This window comes from Vulcanococcus sp. DEBay_Sum22DG08_74, assembly GCF_017852955.1.
Lineage (GTDB): Bacteria > Cyanobacteriota > Cyanobacteriia > PCC-6307 > Cyanobiaceae > Vulcanococcus.
The window spans coordinates 17,146-32,884 of the sequence record NZ_JAFMKL010000001.1; the positions used below are offsets into that span (position 1 = coordinate 17,146).

Below are 15,739 nucleotides of genomic sequence, written 5' to 3' on the forward strand. Positions count from 1 at the left end.
GCCATGACAAGCCTGAGCACAAGCGAATCCCTGAACCAAGAACAGGGCACCGAGCACCAGGAGCACCACGGCGACTTCCGGATGTTCGGCCTCGCCACCTTCCTGGTGGCCGATGGCATGACCTTCGCCGGTTTCTTTGCCGCCTATCTGACCTTCCGAGCCGTTAACCCCCTGCCATCCGGGGCGACCTACGAATTGGAGATGGTGCTACCCACCATCAACACCCTGTTGCTGCTGATCAGCAGCTTCACCTTCCACCGGGCTGGCGCAGCGTTGAAGCGCAATCAAAAGGCCCTCTGCCAACGCTGGCTTTTGATCAGTGCCGCCCTGGGCTTTGCCTTTCTGGCCGGTCAGATGAAGGAGTACTTCGAGCTGCCCTTTGGTCTGACCGACAACCTCTTTGCCAGCACCTTCTACGCCATCACGGGCTTCCACGGCCTGCACGTCACCTTGGGCGGCTTGATGATCCTGATCGTCTGGTGGCAGTGCCGTGAAGGGGGCCGCGTCAGCTCTGACAACCTCTTTCCCCTGGAGGCCGCCGAGCTTTATTGGCACTTCGTCGATGGGATCTGGGTGGTGCTCTACGGAATCCTTTATCTGCTGTAGGGCAGCTGTTTGATCACAGTTCTTGCAAGTTGCCCTTGCGAAGCATTGCAAGTGATCGGCACAATCGGGCCGCCAGCGACCCACTGCAGCGGTGTTCGTCGAAGAGAAGACAACCAAGCCGACCCAGATGCTGGAAGGCAAGGCGCTACTGGACAAAGCCCGGTCGCTCAGCAATCGGCCTGAAGATCAGATCGCTCGGGCCTGTGGCTATGTCGGTCCCAGTGGCCGTCTTCTCAAAAAAAGCTTCTATCGCGCCCTGGTGGAAGCCAAGGGCTACAAGCTCCCCAGCCAAAGCGGCGGTGGCAGCGGCACCAAGGGGCGGCAAGCGGAATTCCGCACCAAGGTCCATGGCAACGGCAACCTCCTGATCGGCAACGCCTACACCAGGCGCATGGGGCTAGAGCCCGGCCAGGAGTTCAAGATCGAAGTCCACAAAGAAACGGGCTCCATTTGGCTGCTGCCCGTGGAACAGGACGGCAGCGCAAACGAAGCCCTCTAAGGGAGATCCCCTGCGCGATTCAGCGCTCGTCTGGACCGTGGAACGCGGCACTGAAGACCAGAAGGTCAATGCCGCTGAAGAGGAAGCTGATCCCCACCAGGATGCCGATCACGCTCAGCAGACCCAGGCCCTTCATCGACACGATGATCAGGCCAAGGATCAAGGTGACGATGCCATTGGCCAAACCCCAGCCCCACCCGGCCATCTCCCGATGGGACAGGGAAACGATGCTGGCCACCGCACCCTCCACCAAAAAGACGATGCCGATGGCGAAGGCCAACGCCGCCACTTGAGCGGCAGCCGGTTCAACCCCAGCACTGAACTGCTGGATGATCCAAGCCCCGGTGACCACAAACAGGGTCGAGACCACGAGGCGCCAGAAGCAGTGCCATTGGCTCAGTTGCCTCGAGCGGTTGAGGCTGTTCACCCAGCCGATGATGCCGCCGACCAAAAAAGCCAGGGCTACCACCACCGTCACCCAGGCGGAGGCAATCATCGGGAAGATCAGGGCAAGGACACCCAGCACCAGCAGCAGGATGCCCTCGGCCACGGTGAAGCTGCGCAGGGCGCCCACCATCAGACCGGAATTGTCGTCAGAAGCCATGAAGTGTTCAGCAGGAACACGAACCCCCGGAACGTAGGCATGGCATCTGGTGTTGTCAGCTCCAGCCGTGCTCCTTCAACCAGGCCTCACTAATCGGAGCCGTCGACGCCGTCCCGTGTTGCAACAAGCGTTCGGTGTACTTCGCCAGCAGGTCTGCCTCCAGATTCACCGCCGTGCCGCGCTGCAGATGCTGCAGGGTCGTCGTGCCCCAGGTGTGGGGGATCACGGCGATCCAAAACTCAGCCCCGTCCTGACTGCAGCCCGCCACCGTCAGGCTGATGCCATCGACAGCAACGCTGGCCTTCTCGCAGATGTAGCGACCAAAGGAGGGATCCTGCCAACGCAGCGTGAGCTTCCAAGAGGCGCTTTGCTGCTCCACCCCCACCACCTCGCCCAAGCCGTCGACGTGGCCGCTGACCAAATGGCCGCCCAGTCGATCCTGAAGACGCAGGGCCGGCTCCAGGTTGACCCAGCCCCCACGGTCGGCCTTGGCCGAGAGGGTGGTGCGGCTGAGGGTCTCCTCACTGACATCGGCCGAGAACCCACTGGCGGAGCGCTCGGTCACCGTCAGGCAGACCCCATCAACCGCCACGCTGTCCCCGAGGGCCAGCTGGGCCGGATCGAGCTCAGAGCCCCGGGGGATGCGCAGCCGCAAACCGCCGCTGCTGCGCTGCAGCTCTCCGGTGGCCTGAACCAGCCCAGTGAACATGCGGTGGCCTGATCAACACTGGCCATAATCGGGCAGAAGGGAAAGCGGGCAAGCCATGGTCGAAATGCGAGTGGCCGGCATTGCCCTCGACGCCGCCAGTCGAAGTCCGATCGTGCTGCTCCGCGATCCATCCGGGCGGCGTCAGGTGCCCATCTGGATCGACCAGGCCCAAGCCCAAAACATCATGGCCGGGCTCAGCGACCAGACCCCGCCCAGGCCCCTGAGCCATGACCTGATGGTGGAACTGCTGCAGGCCGGGGGGCTGGAGCTGACCAAGGTGATCGTCCACGCCATCGAAGACAGCACCTTTCGTGCCGTGCTGAAACTGCGCACCGAGGGCGACGAGGAGCTGGAGCTCGACGCCAGACCCAGCGACGCCATTGCCCTGGCCGTCCGCACCGGCAGTGGGATCTGGATGCTGGAGGAGGTCGTCGCTGATGCCTCCATCCCCGTGGATGCTGAGGCCGATGCGGAAGATGCCGCCGATTTCCGCCGCTTCATCGATGGCATCAGTCCCGCCGAGCTTGTGAGGCACATCAACCAAGCCCAGACGGAGGCGGAGGAAGACCCTGGCTGAGCGCCGCCCCTTTGGCCAAGGACCACGGGTCTCCCCGTTCTGCCTGGGCACGATGCGGGCCACCAGCAGCCCGCAGCAGATGGCGGAGGTGCTCGATGCCGCCCTGGCCGCGGGCATCAATCACATTGAGACCGCCCCGGCCTACGGCCCCGCAGAAGCCTTCCTGGGCCAGGCCCTGCGTGCACGCCCCCCTGGGGAGCTGGTGCTCACCAGCAAGCTGCTGCCGGGGATCAGCCTGGAGGAGGGACAGACGCAGCTCCGCGGGATCCTGCAACGCCTGGGAGTGCAACAGCTGGACAACCTTGCGGTCCATGGCCTCAACCGCAGGGAGCACCTGGATTGGGCCCTCGAGGGGGCCGGAGCGGATCTGCTGCAGTGGGCCCTGGGGGAGGGACTGGTCACCCAGGTGGGGTTCTCGAGCCATGGCGAGCTCTCGCTGATTGAGGCCGCCCTCGCCTCTGCCCGCTTCAGCTTTTGCAGCCTGCACCTCCATTGGTTCGATCAAACCCGACTGCCCCTGGCCCAGGCGGCCCTGCGGGAGGGAATCGGGGTTCTGGCCATCTCGCCAGCCGATAAGGGGGGCCGGCTCTACGCCCCGCCTGAGCAACTGCGCGCCGACTGCGATCCGTTTGAGCCCCTGGAGTTGGCCTATCGCTTCCTGCTCGATGCGGGCATCTCCTGCTTGACCCTGGGGGCCGCCCAAGCCAGCGACCTGGACCTGGCCCAACGCCTCATGGTCGACAAGGAGATTGGTCTGGAACCGAGCCATCGCCAAGCCCTGGAGCGCGCCTGGCAGGCCGGCCAGGGTCGACTGGCTGAGACCGCCTGCCAGCAGTGCCGGGCCTGCCTGCCCTGCCCCAACGAGGTACCAATCCCCGAGCTGCTGCGCCTGCGCAACCTGGACCTCGGCCATGGCCTCAGCGCCTTCGCCCAGGAGCGCTACAACCTGATCGGAAGAGCCGGGCACTGGTGGGAGAGCGTGAATGCCTCCGCCTGCGAAGGCTGTGGCGAGTGCCTACCCCGCTGTCCCCATCAGCTCCCCATTCCTGAACTCTTGGCTGAAACCCATCAACGCCTGGCGGCCGCACCCCGGCGCAGGCTCTGGGGTTAGCGGCTGAGGGCCTGATCCCACAGGGTCTGCCAGCGGCTGCGCTCCGCGGGCGTGAACACCGGCAAGTTGTTGCAGCGTTGCAGCACCGCCTCACTGGGAAGCAACAAAGGCCGCAGTCGCTCAGGCCAGCGCTGCAGCACAGGCTCCAAGCGCTGACGGGGAAGCGGGGGCACCCAACCCGCCGCCAACAGGCGATCCATCAGGGGCAGGCTGAGGCCATCGCGCACCCACTCCAGGGGAAGCGGCGGATCCACCCCCGCAGTGTCCTGGGGGGGAAGACGGAGCAGCAGCTGCCACCAGAGCGGAGAGCCTGACTCCGGCAGGAAGGCCAAAAGCCGCGGATCTTTCTTCAGCAGGGGAATCGCCCGATGGCTGGGAACCACCGCCGCATCCGCCTCACCGGCCAACAGCAGATTCAGTCCATCGCGCTCATCCAGCGCCAACGCCTGCCCCACCAACTGGGACAGCTGCTGCGGCAGCGCTGGGTTGCTCAGGGCCTTGGGATCGCCGCTGGAGAGACCCAACTGACGCAGGGCCAGCTCGATCACCACCCGCGGACTGGAGGGCAGCACAACCTTGCCGCGAAGGCTGGGATCGAGCAGCAGCGACCAACCCAACTCGCGCTGCCGCCAGAGGTCCGGGCGGCTGCGCAGCACCAACAACCAGGTGCCAAAGGCCCACGGGAAAGCCAGGGGAACAGCGCCCTCAGCCGCAAACAACCGACTGGGGGCCTGGGCCATGGGCGCCAGCTGCTCGAGCAGGGCCGGAGCCTCGAGGGGCTGGAGCCGGGCGCGATCGAGCTGCTGGGCCCAGCCGTCTCCGAGGGCCAACAAGGCAGCCCCCGCCAGGGGCTGCTCCTGCAAGGCGGAGCGATCCACCAGGCTCAGGAGCTGCTCCGGGCTCTCCAGGGCGCGGGGCTGCCAGGGCGACGGCAGCTCCTGCAGCCAGGCCTTGGGCAAGTCCCCTTTCACGCTCAACAGCTGCGGCTGGCCAGAGCGCGCCGGTGCACAGCCGGCAGCCGCGCCCAGGGCCGCCACTGAAGCCATCAGTTGCAGAGCGTGGCGGCGGGAAGTCACAAGCGCAGGCTAGGCCGGGTGCTGCAGCTGGTCACAGGCCTGCTCACAGGCCTCCTGGAGCGCCTGCAGCGAACGCCCGCTGAGCTGCCAGAGGGCGGCCAAGCCCCCAGCGCCAACTCCCTCTTTGACGTAGCCGCGCTCGTAATCGAGCAACTCCGGGCAGCGGCTCTCCGTGAAGCGCAGGCCCGTGGCAAAGGCCAGGGGCTGCACCGCAAAGCGCTGGGCCAGTTGCTGCATCAGCCCCGGGAAATCGCTGGCCGCCTCATGGGCCACCCAGGCGGTGGTCACCACCGCAGCCTGCTGGCAAAGCTGCTGGCGCTCAGGCGGTGTACACGCCGCCAAGGCCAGGGCCAGGACAGCCGCCATCTGACTGCCGCCCGCCAAGAGCAACGGCGTTCCCGCCAAGGCCGCCTGCTTCAGCAGGGCCGCCGCAACCACCTGCATCGGGTCACCCACCGCAGCCAACACAGCCTGGGGGCTGGCATCCGCAGCCAATTGAGCAGCCGCCAATCCCCGTTGAACCAAGCGCGCCTTGAGCTGGTGATCCGGCTGGCGAACGCTGCCACTGACTAAGCCCATGGAGGGAATCCCCAGGGCCTCCAGGACCGCCAGGGCGGTGGTCGTCCCCCCAGGCACACACTCGCTGAGCAACACCGGTTGGCCGGAGCGGGCCAAGCCGCGGCCCCAGCGCTCCCCCCAGCCCCAGAGGGCTTGCACCCGCTCGGGATCCATCGCCTGCCCGCCGCTGAGGCAGCGCGCGGGCGACGGGTTGAGCTGGAGATGGGGGATGGCCGGTGCGACGGGCGCCCCCAGATTCAGCACCAAGGGCTCCAGGGCCAAGCCCTCCAGAACCGCCCAGGCAATCAAGGCGGGAGAGACCCCCGCCGGCAGGGGCGGCAAGGCATGGGGTCGCCGGGCGGCCGGGCCCTGCCAGAGCAACTCGGCATCGGCGGCGGCCGTGAAGCGGCGGGACTCAGGGGTGGCCCCGGCGGCCGAGATCCCCGGCACCGCCGCCGTGTCCGTGCCAGCCAGCAGCAACAACACTCGGGTCTCGCTGGCAGCGGCCCTGAGGCGCTGGCACCACTGCTCCGCCCAGGCCGCCTCGCCGCTGATTCGCTCCAGTGTCAAAGCGGATCCAGGGCCAATAGGGGGCGCAACAAAGCCGGAGGCTCGCTGATCGGACTCTTCAGGCGGGGAAAGATCCAGAGGGCCACCGCATGCAGGGCCAGCACATAGATCAGGTTTTGCACCAGCACCAGGGCGAGGGCCATCAGCTGCACCTGAAAGAGATCCGGTCCACCGCCGATCTGGACCAAGCCAAGAAGCCGCTCCAGCACCTGGGAGGCGGCGGAGGTGATCAGGACCCAAAGGTTTTCGCCCAGGAGGATCGAGAGCACCGCCACCCGCACCAGGAAGCCACCGGCGCCGATCAACACACCCACGCCCCAGCTCAGGTACCAACTCAGACCCCGACTCCAACACCAGCCCAGCCAAAGGGCCAGGAAGCCATAGGGGAAGAGCACCAACGGACCGCGAATCGGCCCCATCAAGGCCACCAAGAGCAGGGCCGCCACGGCCACACCCTCCACGGCGCAACGGCCGTTATGGCGAAGCTGCAGCAACGCCAGGGGCAAGGGCAGCGCCAGGCGAAACAGGGCACCACCCACCGGGAGGTAGTAGAGGCCCACCCAGAGCAAGGCTGTGGCCGCCGCCAGGTAGGCCGTATCGGTGAGCTGTCGGGCCTGACGGCGACTCAAGGACATGGGATCGGGCCGGCCTAGCGCGGTTCAGGCGCAGCGGTGCGTGTGGGCGTCGTCCCGTTGGGGACGCGCTCAATGGTCTCCACTTCAAAGGCCAAACCGGCGGCGCGCAAGGCCTGGGTCAGCACCTCCGCAGGGGCGGAAGGATCAGCGGCGGGCAACTTGATCGTCACCCGATAGGGGGCCGGCGGTGCGCTGGGGCGAGGAGCCGCTGGCGCTTCAGGGGGTTTCGGCGCCGGCTTTTGGGCCACCGGTTTCTCCTCCTCCTTCTTGGGCTCGGCGGGCTGAGTCGGGGCGGCCGCAGGCGGTGCCTCGGGGAGCGGACTGGAAAAACTCCGCGACAGCTGGTCGCCAAGGGGGGTGCCCTGGCAGCCGGCCAAGGCCGCTGCGAGCAACACAAGCGAACCCCAGCGCAGTGGCGCCATCAGCTGTCGGCCGCCTTGATGATCCTCACTGCGCTAGCCCGAAGCCGACCCGTTTTGGTGGTGGCCGGCGCTTTTTTCGCCGCGGGCTTTTTGGCGGCTGGTTTCTTGGCGGTGCTGGATTTCGCTGCGGTCTTGCGGCCCTTGCCTTTGCCCGAGGCCGCCTTCGCGGCCAGCAACTCCACCGCCTGCTCAAGGGTGATGGTGTCGGCTGTTGTTCCTTCCGGCAGCGAGGCGTTCACCTTGCCCTGCTTGACGTACAGGCCATAGGGACCATCAAAGAGCTGGATGGCTTCATCGCCGCCCTCAGGGGTGCCGAGATCCTTCAGGGCCGTGCGGCCGCCGCGACCCCGCTTGGGCATCGCCAGCAACTCCAGGGCACGGGAGAGGCCCACCATCAGGACATCGTCCTCAGCCTTGAGGGAGCGGTAGTCCTTCTCGCCCTTGCCCTTGTGGTGGACGACATAGGGGCCAAACCGACCCAGACCGGCCTCGACCTTGCCGCCATCGGGGTGTTCGCCCAGGTGCCTGGGGAGACGCAGCAGCCCCAGGGCGTCCTCCAGGGTCAGGTCTTCGGGCTTGGTGCCCTTGGGCAGGGAGGCCCGCTTGGGCTTGGGATTCTCGTCACTGACCTGACCGCGCTGCACGTAGGGCCCGTACTGGCCAAACAGCAGATAGACCAAATCTCCGGTCTCGGGATCTTCACCCAACGCTTCGGGCCCATCGGCCTTCTGCTTGAGGATCAATTCCGCTTTGTCCGCGTCGAGATCCGCTGGAGTGATCTCGTTGGGGAGGGTGGCCTTCAGGAGCTCTTCGCTGCCGTCGTCGGCCACGCGCTTGGTTTCCAGATAGGCCCCAAAGCGACCAATCCGAACCACACAGGGCAGCCCCTCCAGGGCAATGGTGCGGGAGGCGGTGGGGTCGATATCCCCTTCCCGCTGCTGAACCTGGGTCTCGAGCCCCTGATCACCCTTGTAGAAGCTCTCCAGGTAAGGGAGCCACTGCACCTTCCCGGTGGAGATGTCATCGAGGGTGCCCTCCATCCGAGCCGTGAAGCTGGTGTCCACCAAATCGGGGAAATGCTCCTCCAGCAGGGCCGTCACAGCGAAGGCCGTGAAGCTCGGGGTCAGGGCATTGCTCTGCAGGGTCGCGTAGCCGCGGTCGACGATCGTGCCGATGATCGAGGCGTAGGTGGAGGGGCGACCAATGCCCTCCTTCTCGAGCATCTTCACCAGGGCCGCTTCGCTGTAGCGAGCGGGGGGCTGGGTTTGGTGGCCCAGCGCCTCCACGCCTTTGCAGCTGGGGCTATCGCCGCTCTTCAGGCTTGGCAGCAGGACTTCCTGGCCTTCCAGCGCCGCATCGGGGTCGTCGCTTCCCTCGACGTAGGCGCGGAAGAAACCGGGGAAATCAATGCGTTTGCCATTGGCCTTGAAGCTGGCGGGTCCGAGGCTGCCGCCATCCACCTCCAACTCAACGCTGAGCATGGTCAGGCGGGCTTCCGCCATCTGGGAGGCGACGGTGCGCTTCCAGATCAGCTCGTAGAGGGCCAGGTCCCGGCCGTCCAAGCCAGTGGTGGAGGGATCACGGAAGCTCTCACCGGCGGGGCGAATCGCTTCGTGGGCCTCCTGGGCGTTGCGGGCCTTGGTGGAGAACTGACGGGGTGAGCCGCTCAGGTAGTCCTTGCCGTATTTATCGGCGACACAGTTGCGGGCCGCATTGATGGCCTGGTCACTGAGATGCACCGAGTCGGTGCGCATGTACGTGATGAAGCCCCGCTCGTAGAGCCCCTGGGCCGTGCGCATGGTCTCGCGGGCCGAGAGACGCAGCTTGCGGTTCGCTTCCTGCTGCAGGGTGCTGGTGGTGAAGGGGGCCACCGGCTTGCGGGTGGAGGGCTTTTCCTCCACGGACGACACCCGCCAGGGCGCAGCCAAGACGGCCTCGCGCAGGCTGCGGGCATCGGCCTCGCTGAGCAAACGAACCTTGCTGCCGGCCTTCAGTCCACCGGTGTTTTCGTCGAAATCGGAACCACCGGCAATGCGCTCGCCCTTGAGGTGGGTGAGCTTGGCGTCAAAGGGGGAACTGCCTTGAGCCAGCTGGGCTTTGAGATCCCAATAGCTGCCGCTCTTGAAGGCACGGCGGGCCCGTTCCCGTTGCACCAGCAGCCGCACGGCCACGGACTGGACCCGTCCGGCGCTCAGGCCCCAGGCGACCTTCTTCCAGAGCAGCGGGGAGAGGGTGTAACCCACCAGGCGATCGAGGATCCGCCGGGTTTCCTGGGCATGGACGAGCTCCATATCGAGCTCTCGGGTCTGCTCCAGGGCGCGACCGATGGCCTCCTTGGTGATCTCGTGGAAGACCATCCGCTTCACCGGCACCTTCGGGTTGAGCAGCTGCAGCAGGTGCCAGCTGATCGATTCCCCTTCCCGGTCTTCGTCGGTCGCCAGTAGGAGTTGATCGGCGCCCTTGAGGGCGTCCTTGAGTTCCTTGACCACCTTCTTTTTGTCCTTCGGCACCACGTAGAGCGGCTCGAAGTCGTTGGTGGTGTTCACGCCGAGATTGGCCCACTTCTCGCCCTTGTGGGCAGCGGGGATCTCGCTCGCGTTGTTGGGCAAGTCGCGCACGTGCCCCATCGAGGCCTCAACCTTGAAGTCCTTCGGCAAGAACCCGCGGATGGTGCGGGCCTTGGTGGGGCTTTCAACGATGACGAGGGTGTGCGCCACAGGCAGGCGGTGAACCGCTTCCCTCTTTATCGCACCGGCGGTCAACCCCGGCGAGAAAGTCCGAAGGACGACGCCAGCGCGGCTACAGTCCAGCCCAACGGGCGTGATCCAACAGCTGTGCTCTCTCTCCTGGCTGCCGCCGAGACCGTTTCCACTGCGGCTGCTCCCCTGGTGAGTGGCATCACATCGCTGCAGCTCAATGCAGGAGCCATTGCACCGGAGGGTGCAGTCCTGCTCGCGATGCTGGCCTGCCTGCTGGTGGATCTGGCGGGGGAAAAAGCGGCCGCACGGTGGGTCCCCCTCTTTTCTTATCTCGGACTGGGCAGCGCCCTGGTCCTGCTCGCCCTGCAATGGGACGCAGCACCGCTTGAACCCTCCTTCCTCGGCTCATTCCTGGCCGACAACCTGGCCATTGCCTTTCGCGCCGTGGTCGCCGCCTCAACCCTTGTCTCCCTCTTAATCAGCTGGCGCTACGTCGAGCGGGCGGGCACCCCCGTTGGTGAATACGCCTCGATCCTGTTGGCGGCCACCCTTGGCGCGATGCTGCTTTGCGGGTCCACCGACCTGGTCAGCATCTTTGTCTCCCTCGAGACCCTCTCGGTGGCGAGCTATCTGCTGTCGGGCTACATGAAGCGCGATGCCCGCAGCTCCGAAGCCGCACTGAAATATCTGCTGGTGGGGTCCGCCGCTGCTGCGGTGTTCCTCTATGGCGCCTCCCTGCTCTACGGCTTGACCGGCGGCAGCACCAGCCTGGAGGCCGTTGGCATTGCACTGCAAACCAGCGCTTCGCCGGTGGCAGCTCTGGCCTTGGTGTTCGTTCTGGCCACCGTCGCGTTCAAGATCGCGGCGGTGCCCTTCCACCAGTGGACCCCTGACGTCTATGAAGGCTCGCCAACCCCAGTGGTGGCCTTTCTCTCGGTCGGCTCCAAAGCCGCTGGCTTTGCCCTGGCCCTGAGGATCCTGGTGGGTTGCTTTGAGCCCTTCGAGGCCCAGTGGAAGCTTCTCTTCACCGTCTTGGCCATCTTGAGCATGGTCCTGGGCAACGTCGTCGCCCTGGCCCAGACCTCGATGAAGCGGATGCTGGCCTACAGCTCCATCGGTCAGGCCGGCTTCGTGATGATCGGCCTGGTCTGCGGAACCGAAGACGGTTACGCGGCAATGGTTCTCTACATGGCCGCCTACCTGTTCATGAACCTGGGGGCCTTCGCTTGCATCATCCTGTTCTCCCTGCGCACGGGCAGTGATCGAATCAGCGACTACGCCGGTCTCTACCAGAAGGATCCACTGATCACCCTGGGCCTGAGCCTCTGCCTGCTCTCCCTCGGTGGCATCCCTCCGATGCTGGGCTTCTTCGGCAAGATCTATCTCTTCTTCGCCGGTTGGGCAGACCACCAGTACCTGCTGGTCGTGGTCGGCCTACTGACCTCCGTGGTCTCGATCTACTACTACATCTCGGTGATCAAGATGATGGTGGTCAAGGAGCCCCAAGAGGCCTCTGAGGTGGTCAAGGCCTACCCAGACCTCAACTGGAACCTTGCTGGACTGCAGCCCCTTCGGGCCGCCCTGGTGTCCTGTGTCGTGGTCACGGCCGTGGGCGGCATCCTGTCCAACCCGCTGTTCACCTGGGCCAGTGGTGCGGTCTCCGGCACCCCGATGCTTCAGAAAGCCCTCGCTTCGGCCGCGGGCCTGCCTGTGGGTTGATGGCAAGCGGCACCGGGCCCGTCGTTGCCGAACTCGAGCACATTCGCAAGACCTACGGCAGCGGTGACACCACAGTCATTGCCCTCGATGACCTGAGCATGAGCGTGCGACGCGGTGAGTACGTCGCCGTCATGGGCACCTCGGGCTCAGGCAAGAGCACCGCAATGAACATCCTGGGCTGCCTCGATCGGCCCACCAGCGGCAGCTATCGCCTCAACGGCACCGCCGTTGAGCAACTCTCCGACGATCAACTCGCCGACCTCAGGAACCGCGAACTGGGCTTTGTCTTCCAGCAATTTCACCTGCTCCAGGAGCTGACGGCCCTGGAGAACGTGATGTTGCCCATGGTCTATGCGGGCGTTCCGGCTGAGGAGCGTGAGCAGCGGGGCATCCGTGCCCTTGAGCGCATCGGCCTTGGAGAGCGCCTCTACAACAAACCCAACCAGCTCTCCGGCGGACAACAGCAGCGTGTCGCCCTCGCCCGGGCGATCATCAACCAACCCAACCTGCTGCTGGCGGACGAACCCACCGGGGCCCTCGATTCCCGCACCACCTCCGAGGTCCTGGATCTGTTTGATGAACTGCACCAGCGGGAGGGGGTGACCATCCTGCTGGTGACCCACGAACACGAGGTGGCGGCGCGGGCCCAGCGGGTCGTGCACTTCCACGATGGACGTCTGGTGAGTGCAGGCGCTGGATCCCAGCCCTAGCCCCCAGGTCGCTCCAGGCTGCTGATCAGTTGCCCCATCAACAGGGCCACCGCATCGCTGCCGCGCAGGGCTGAACCGGGATCGAACTCCCCCGGATCAACGGCCACCCAGCCACCGGAAACCGGTTGACGTAGCTCGAAATGCAGGTGGGGCCCAGTGCTCAAGCCGGTGCTGCCCACCCGGCCGAGCACCTCCCCCTGCAGCACCCGATCACCGGCGCGGACATAGAGCTCAGAGAGGTGGCCGTAAAGGCTGCGGCGGCGCGGCCGTTGGTGCTCCACCTCCACCGCCAGGCCATAGCCACCGGCCAAGCCACTGCTCACCACCCGACCGGCCAACGCCGCCACCACCGGGGTGCCCTCCGGGGCCGCCAGGTCATCTCCGGCATGAAGACGCCAGCCCCCAAGCAGGGGATGCAAACGCCAGCCAAAACCGCTGGACTTGAAGGCCGAACCAATGATCGGCAGCAGCAACCGGCGGTTGCCATTACCCGCCACCGGTGCCGGCCGAGGCGTCACCCGAAACACCTTCGCGAGGTCAAAGCGGCCGCCCAGCAAGGCCGACACCGGAACCGACAGGGGAGGACGCCGGGACCCCTCACGCCGCAGACCCCAGCGCAAGGCGATGCCACCGCTGCATTCACGGGCGGAGAGCGCACCGCTGCGACAGGCCTGTTGAAAGGCCCCCACATCCAGGGGCCGGAGCTCCCCTCCGCCCCCCCGCAGGGCCCGACGCTCCGAGGGGGTGACGATGCCCTGGCGCACCAGCGCATCCAGGGACTGATCAAACCGCTTCGGCGGCGGCAGCGCCTGAAGCTGCGGCAGGGAGGGACGCAGGGGCGCCTGCTGCGCCGGCAGGGGCGGCGGCTCCAATGGTCCACTGGGCTCAGACGCAACCGGTCCAGCCAGAAGCACCGGCGTCAACAGCAGCCAACGGAGCCGTGGAGGGCGCATCACATCCGCATCCTAGGAAGCCCTAGAAACGGCGCCTGAGCACCAGCGAACCGGACCCGTTCTGCAGCTGCAGACCACCGTCCTGGCTGAGGCCGGCGATGCTCCAATGCTGGCCGTCATGCTCAACGCCACCGGGGTCCCAGAGGCGTTGCTCGGCCTGCCGCCGCACCAGCTCGGGCTGGTCCGCCGCGGCCACGGCCCATTCCAAGGCCCGCAGTACACGCGCCCCCACGGCAGCCGGCTGCTGCCTGCCCAGCAGTTGTCCCAGGCTGATCGCCCCCATCGGTACGGCATTGGAGCCATTGAGGCCCAAACCAATGCGGGCGTGGCGAACGGCGCCGGAACGCCAGGCCAGGCGCGGCAAAAATCCACAGAGCTTGCGGCCCGAGACCAACAGATCGTTCGGCCATTTGATCGCCGGCGCCAAGCCCAGACCCTCCAACTGCAGGGCCAAACCGACGGCCACCGCCAGGGCCAGGGAGGCCGCTCGATCCCCCTCGCCAGGCCAGGGCAAGGCGGCACTCAACCAGATCCCACCGGCGGGAGAAGACCAAGAGCGTCCCTGCTGGCCCTGGCCAAATCCCTGGCGACGAGCCAGCACCACGCGGGCGGCTGAAGCCATGGGATCACGCCGGAGCCACTGATCCAGCTCCCGTTCCGTGCTCGCACAGATCGGCCGCACCTGAATCCGCCAAGGCAGCGGATAGTCCCCTGGGGTTTGGCGCAACTGCCGCGCCAGAGCCGCGGCGCTTAAAGGCTGCTCAGCCATGCCCCCATGCGCTGGGCGCCGGCCTCCAGGGCCGCCGTGTCATGGACCAAGGCCAAGCGCGCGAACCCCTCGCCCCCCTCGCCGAAGCCGTTCCCGGGGGTCAGGCAGACGCCTGTCGCCTCCAGCAACTGGCCGCAGAACTGCTCGGAGGTCCAACCGCGCTGGCGGGCCTGCTCAGGCAAGGCCAGCCAGAGGTAGAGCGCCATCGACGGGCGCTGCACGGGCCAACCGGCCGCCGTCAACGCCGCGATCATGCGGTCGCGACGCTCCCGATACACCGGTTTGAGCCGCTCGGGCCAATCGGGCGCCTGCTCGAGGGCCGCAATCCCCCCCGCCTGCAGCGCTAAGGACTGGTTGAAATCCACCACCCCCTTGAGCTGGCGCAGGGCCTGGATCAGGGGTGCAGCACCAATCGCAAAGGCCATCCGGAATCCACCCAGACACCAACCTTTGGAGAAGGAGAAAAACTCAATGCCGCACTGGCGCCAATGGGGGGAGCGCAGCAGAGACGGAGCCTCCCCCTCGAGGGCCAAATCGACATAGGGGTTGTCGTGGGCGAAGACCAGGCCATGGCGAACGGCCCGCGCGGCCGCTTCATCCACCCAGCCCTGCTCTCCCGTAGTGGCCGTTGGGTTGTGGGGAAAGCCCAGGACCATCAACTTGAGCGCATCCCACTCCGCAGCGCTCAGCTGATCAAAGTTGGGGGCAAAGCCCCGCTCCCGCTCCAGACGCAGGAAGCGCGGCTGCGCTGATGCCAAGCGCAGCCCCCCCAGGTGGGAGGGATAGAAGGGATCCAGCAGGAGCGCGGAATCGCCGGGATTGAGCACCGCCAAGGGCAGGTGGGCGGTGCCTTCCTGGGATCCCACCAGGAACAGGACCTCGCTGGCGGGGTCCACCGCCACCCCAAAGCGCCGCTCGGCCCAGGCCGCGACGGCTTCCCGGAGCGGGGCCGTCGCGCCGTGCAGGCAGTAGGAAGCGCTGTCGGGATGGCCGAGGCGTTGGCGGATGGCCTCGATCGCCACCGGCGGTGGTTGGAGATCGGTTGACCCCAAGGACAGGTCAAGCAGGGGGGCCAGCCCGGCCTCTGACCGGGCCCGATAGGCCACCTTGCGTTGGTCATTGCGGGCAAAAACGCCGCTACCTAGCCCACGAACCCGTTCGGAAATCGAGAACGGATCAGAGCTGGGCATCCAAGAAAGCCTGGAGCTGGGGCTTCGCCATGGCGCCCTCGTGGCGGGCGATCTCTTGGCCGTCCTTAAACAGCACCAGAGCGGGCAGGCCCTGCACCTGCATCAAATCGCGGCTCGCTGGGTTGGGGTCAGCCTCCAACTTGCCCACGGTCAGACGACCGGCGTACTCCTGGGCCGCCCAATCCATCATCGGCGCCATCAGACGGCAGGGGCCGCACCAGGTGGCCCAAACGTCGACGAGCACTGGGGTCGAGCACTCCAGCACCTCGGCCTGGAAGTTGGCATCGGTGAGCTGAAGAACGGACACGGCGGCTGTCATGGGTCTGGCGATT

The 15,739-nt window shown here is 66.4% G+C and carries 17 protein-coding genes; 6 read left to right on the top strand and 11 right to left on the bottom strand.

Annotated features, from left to right (window positions below; genetic code table 11):
* Positions 1-3 precede the first annotated feature (3 nt).
* Together QZ184_RS00095 and QZ184_RS00100 are read left to right on the top strand one after the other, a co-directional pair.
* Positions 4-606 (top strand): cytochrome c oxidase subunit 3, encoded by a 603-nt coding sequence (locus tag QZ184_RS00095; RefSeq protein WP_010318030.1) that lies wholly within the window; start codon positions 4-6, stop codon positions 604-606.
* Positions 607-733: 127 nt separating this feature from the next.
* Positions 734-1,105: an AbrB family transcriptional regulator gene (locus QZ184_RS00100; RefSeq protein ID WP_247479751.1), complete on the top strand. Its 372-nt coding sequence runs from the start codon at positions 734-736 to the stop codon at positions 1,103-1,105.
* 19 nt (positions 1,106-1,124) lie between these two features.
* Here QZ184_RS00100 and QZ184_RS00105 read toward each other — a convergent pair whose 3' ends face one another.
* Together QZ184_RS00105 and QZ184_RS00110 are read right to left on the bottom strand one after the other, a co-directional pair.
* Positions 1,125-1,709, bottom strand: coding sequence for a DUF308 domain-containing protein (locus QZ184_RS00105; protein WP_010318034.1), 585 nt, complete (start codon positions 1,707-1,709; stop codon positions 1,125-1,127).
* A gap of 55 nt (positions 1,710-1,764) precedes the next feature.
* A complete protein-coding gene (locus QZ184_RS00110; RefSeq protein WP_296416160.1) occupies positions 1,765-2,418 on the bottom strand; it encodes a riboflavin synthase in 654 nt (217 codons plus the stop codon).
* 55 nt (positions 2,419-2,473) lie between these two features.
* On the opposite strand from QZ184_RS00110, the gene QZ184_RS00115 reads away from it, so the two are divergent.
* On the top strand, positions 2,474-2,995 hold the full coding sequence (locus QZ184_RS00115; protein WP_296416161.1) for a bifunctional nuclease family protein: 522 nt from the start codon (positions 2,474-2,476) through the stop codon (positions 2,993-2,995).
* 52 nt (positions 2,996-3,047) lie between these two features.
* Positions 3,048-4,106 (top strand): aldo/keto reductase, encoded by a 1,059-nt coding sequence (locus tag QZ184_RS00120; protein ID WP_296416162.1) that lies wholly within the window; start codon positions 3,048-3,050, stop codon positions 4,104-4,106.
* Here QZ184_RS00120 and QZ184_RS00125 read toward each other — a convergent pair.
* The 5 genes from QZ184_RS00125 to topA are packed head-to-tail and all read right to left on the bottom strand — an operon-like array spanning position 4,103 to position 10,084.
* A complete protein-coding gene (locus QZ184_RS00125; protein ID WP_296417609.1) occupies positions 4,103-5,182 on the bottom strand; it encodes a hypothetical protein in 1,080 nt (359 codons plus the stop codon). The two genes, QZ184_RS00120 and QZ184_RS00125, sit on opposite strands and share 4 nt — an antisense overlap.
* Before the next feature lie 9 nt (positions 5,183-5,191).
* The gene (cobT, locus tag QZ184_RS00130) at positions 5,192-6,310 is read right to left on the bottom strand and encodes a nicotinate mononucleotide-dependent phosphoribosyltransferase CobT (RefSeq protein ID WP_296417611.1); all 1,119 of its coding nucleotides are present in this window, start codon (positions 6,308-6,310) and stop codon (positions 5,192-5,194) included.
* Positions 6,307-6,945, bottom strand: a complete 639-nt coding sequence (locus tag QZ184_RS00135) for a DUF2232 domain-containing protein (RefSeq protein WP_296416165.1) — start codon at positions 6,943-6,945, stop codon at positions 6,307-6,309. The genes cobT and QZ184_RS00135 overlap by 4 nt, the downstream gene beginning before the upstream one ends.
* 14 nt (positions 6,946-6,959) lie before the next feature.
* Positions 6,960-7,367 (bottom strand): hypothetical protein, encoded by a 408-nt coding sequence (locus QZ184_RS00140; RefSeq protein ID WP_296417612.1) that lies wholly within the window; start codon positions 7,365-7,367, stop codon positions 6,960-6,962.
* Positions 7,367-10,084 (bottom strand): type I DNA topoisomerase, encoded by a 2,718-nt coding sequence (gene topA, locus QZ184_RS00145; protein ID WP_247479278.1) that lies wholly within the window; start codon positions 10,082-10,084, stop codon positions 7,367-7,369. Before topA ends, QZ184_RS00140 begins: the two co-directional genes overlap by 1 nt.
* Before the next feature lie 117 nt (positions 10,085-10,201).
* Between topA and QZ184_RS00150 the strand changes: the two genes are divergently transcribed.
* Together QZ184_RS00150 and QZ184_RS00155 are read left to right on the top strand one after the other, a co-directional pair.
* Complete coding sequence (locus QZ184_RS00150) at positions 10,202-11,785, top strand: NAD(P)H-quinone oxidoreductase subunit N (protein WP_296416168.1); 1,584 nt, start codon at positions 10,202-10,204, stop codon at positions 11,783-11,785.
* Positions 11,785-12,495 (top strand): ABC transporter ATP-binding protein, encoded by a 711-nt coding sequence (locus tag QZ184_RS00155; RefSeq protein ID WP_010318062.1) that lies wholly within the window; start codon positions 11,785-11,787, stop codon positions 12,493-12,495. Before QZ184_RS00150 ends, QZ184_RS00155 begins: the two co-directional genes overlap by 1 nt.
* Here the strand turns inward: QZ184_RS00155 and QZ184_RS00160 are convergent.
* From QZ184_RS00160 to QZ184_RS00175, 4 genes are read right to left on the bottom strand one after another with little or no spacing between them, the layout of a single operon-like run.
* Positions 12,492-13,451 (bottom strand): M23 family metallopeptidase, encoded by a 960-nt coding sequence (locus QZ184_RS00160; RefSeq protein ID WP_247479283.1) that lies wholly within the window; start codon positions 13,449-13,451, stop codon positions 12,492-12,494. The genes QZ184_RS00155 and QZ184_RS00160 overlap by 4 nt on opposite strands.
* A 19-nt stretch (positions 13,452-13,470) precedes the next feature.
* Positions 13,471-14,217, bottom strand: a complete 747-nt coding sequence (locus tag QZ184_RS00165; protein ID WP_296417615.1) for a biotin--[acetyl-CoA-carboxylase] ligase — start codon at positions 14,215-14,217, stop codon at positions 13,471-13,473.
* On the bottom strand, positions 14,199-15,407 hold the full coding sequence (locus tag QZ184_RS00170) for an aminotransferase class I/II-fold pyridoxal phosphate-dependent enzyme (RefSeq protein ID WP_296416170.1): 1,209 nt from the start codon (positions 15,405-15,407) through the stop codon (positions 14,199-14,201). The genes QZ184_RS00165 and QZ184_RS00170 overlap by 19 nt, the downstream gene beginning before the upstream one ends.
* Positions 15,394-15,726 carry a thioredoxin domain-containing protein gene (locus tag QZ184_RS00175; protein WP_010318066.1) on the bottom strand — a complete coding sequence of 111 codons (333 nt, stop codon included), beginning with the start codon at positions 15,724-15,726 and terminating at the stop codon, positions 15,394-15,396. The genes QZ184_RS00170 and QZ184_RS00175 overlap by 14 nt, the downstream gene beginning before the upstream one ends.
* Between the last annotated feature and the right edge of the window lie 13 nt (positions 15,727-15,739).

Excerpts from the sequence above, each read along its gene's own strand:
- QZ184_RS00135 (WP_296416165.1), bottom strand. The coding sequence starts at position 6,945 with ATGTCCTTGAGTCGCCGTCAGGCCCGACAGCTCACCGATACGGCCTAC.
- QZ184_RS00110 (WP_296416160.1), bottom strand. The coding sequence starts at position 2,418 with ATGTTCACTGGGCTGGTTCAGGCCACCGGAGAGCTGCAGCGCAGCAGC.
- QZ184_RS00115 (WP_296416161.1), top strand. The coding sequence starts at position 2,474 with ATGGTCGAAATGCGAGTGGCCGGCATTGCCCTCGACGCCGCCAGTCGA.
- QZ184_RS00155 (WP_010318062.1), top strand. The coding sequence starts at position 11,785 with ATGGCAAGCGGCACCGGGCCCGTCGTTGCCGAACTCGAGCACATTCGC.
- QZ184_RS00120 (WP_296416162.1), top strand. The coding sequence starts at position 3,048 with ATGCGGGCCACCAGCAGCCCGCAGCAGATGGCGGAGGTGCTCGATGCC.
- QZ184_RS00140 (WP_296417612.1), bottom strand. The coding sequence starts at position 7,367 with ATGGCGCCACTGCGCTGGGGTTCGCTTGTGTTGCTCGCAGCGGCCTTG.
- QZ184_RS00165 (WP_296417615.1), bottom strand. The coding sequence starts at position 14,217 with ATGGCTGAGCAGCCTTTAAGCGCCGCGGCTCTGGCGCGGCAGTTGCGC.
- QZ184_RS00175 (WP_010318066.1), bottom strand. The coding sequence starts at position 15,726 with ATGACAGCCGCCGTGTCCGTTCTTCAGCTCACCGATGCCAACTTCCAG.
- QZ184_RS00105 (WP_010318034.1), bottom strand. The coding sequence starts at position 1,709 with ATGGCTTCTGACGACAATTCCGGTCTGATGGTGGGCGCCCTGCGCAGC.
- QZ184_RS00170 (WP_296416170.1), bottom strand. The coding sequence starts at position 15,407 with ATGCCCAGCTCTGATCCGTTCTCGATTTCCGAACGGGTTCGTGGGCTA.
- QZ184_RS00100 (WP_247479751.1), top strand. The coding sequence starts at position 734 with ATGCTGGAAGGCAAGGCGCTACTGGACAAAGCCCGGTCGCTCAGCAAT.
- QZ184_RS00095 (WP_010318030.1), top strand. The coding sequence starts at position 4 with ATGACAAGCCTGAGCACAAGCGAATCCCTGAACCAAGAACAGGGCACC.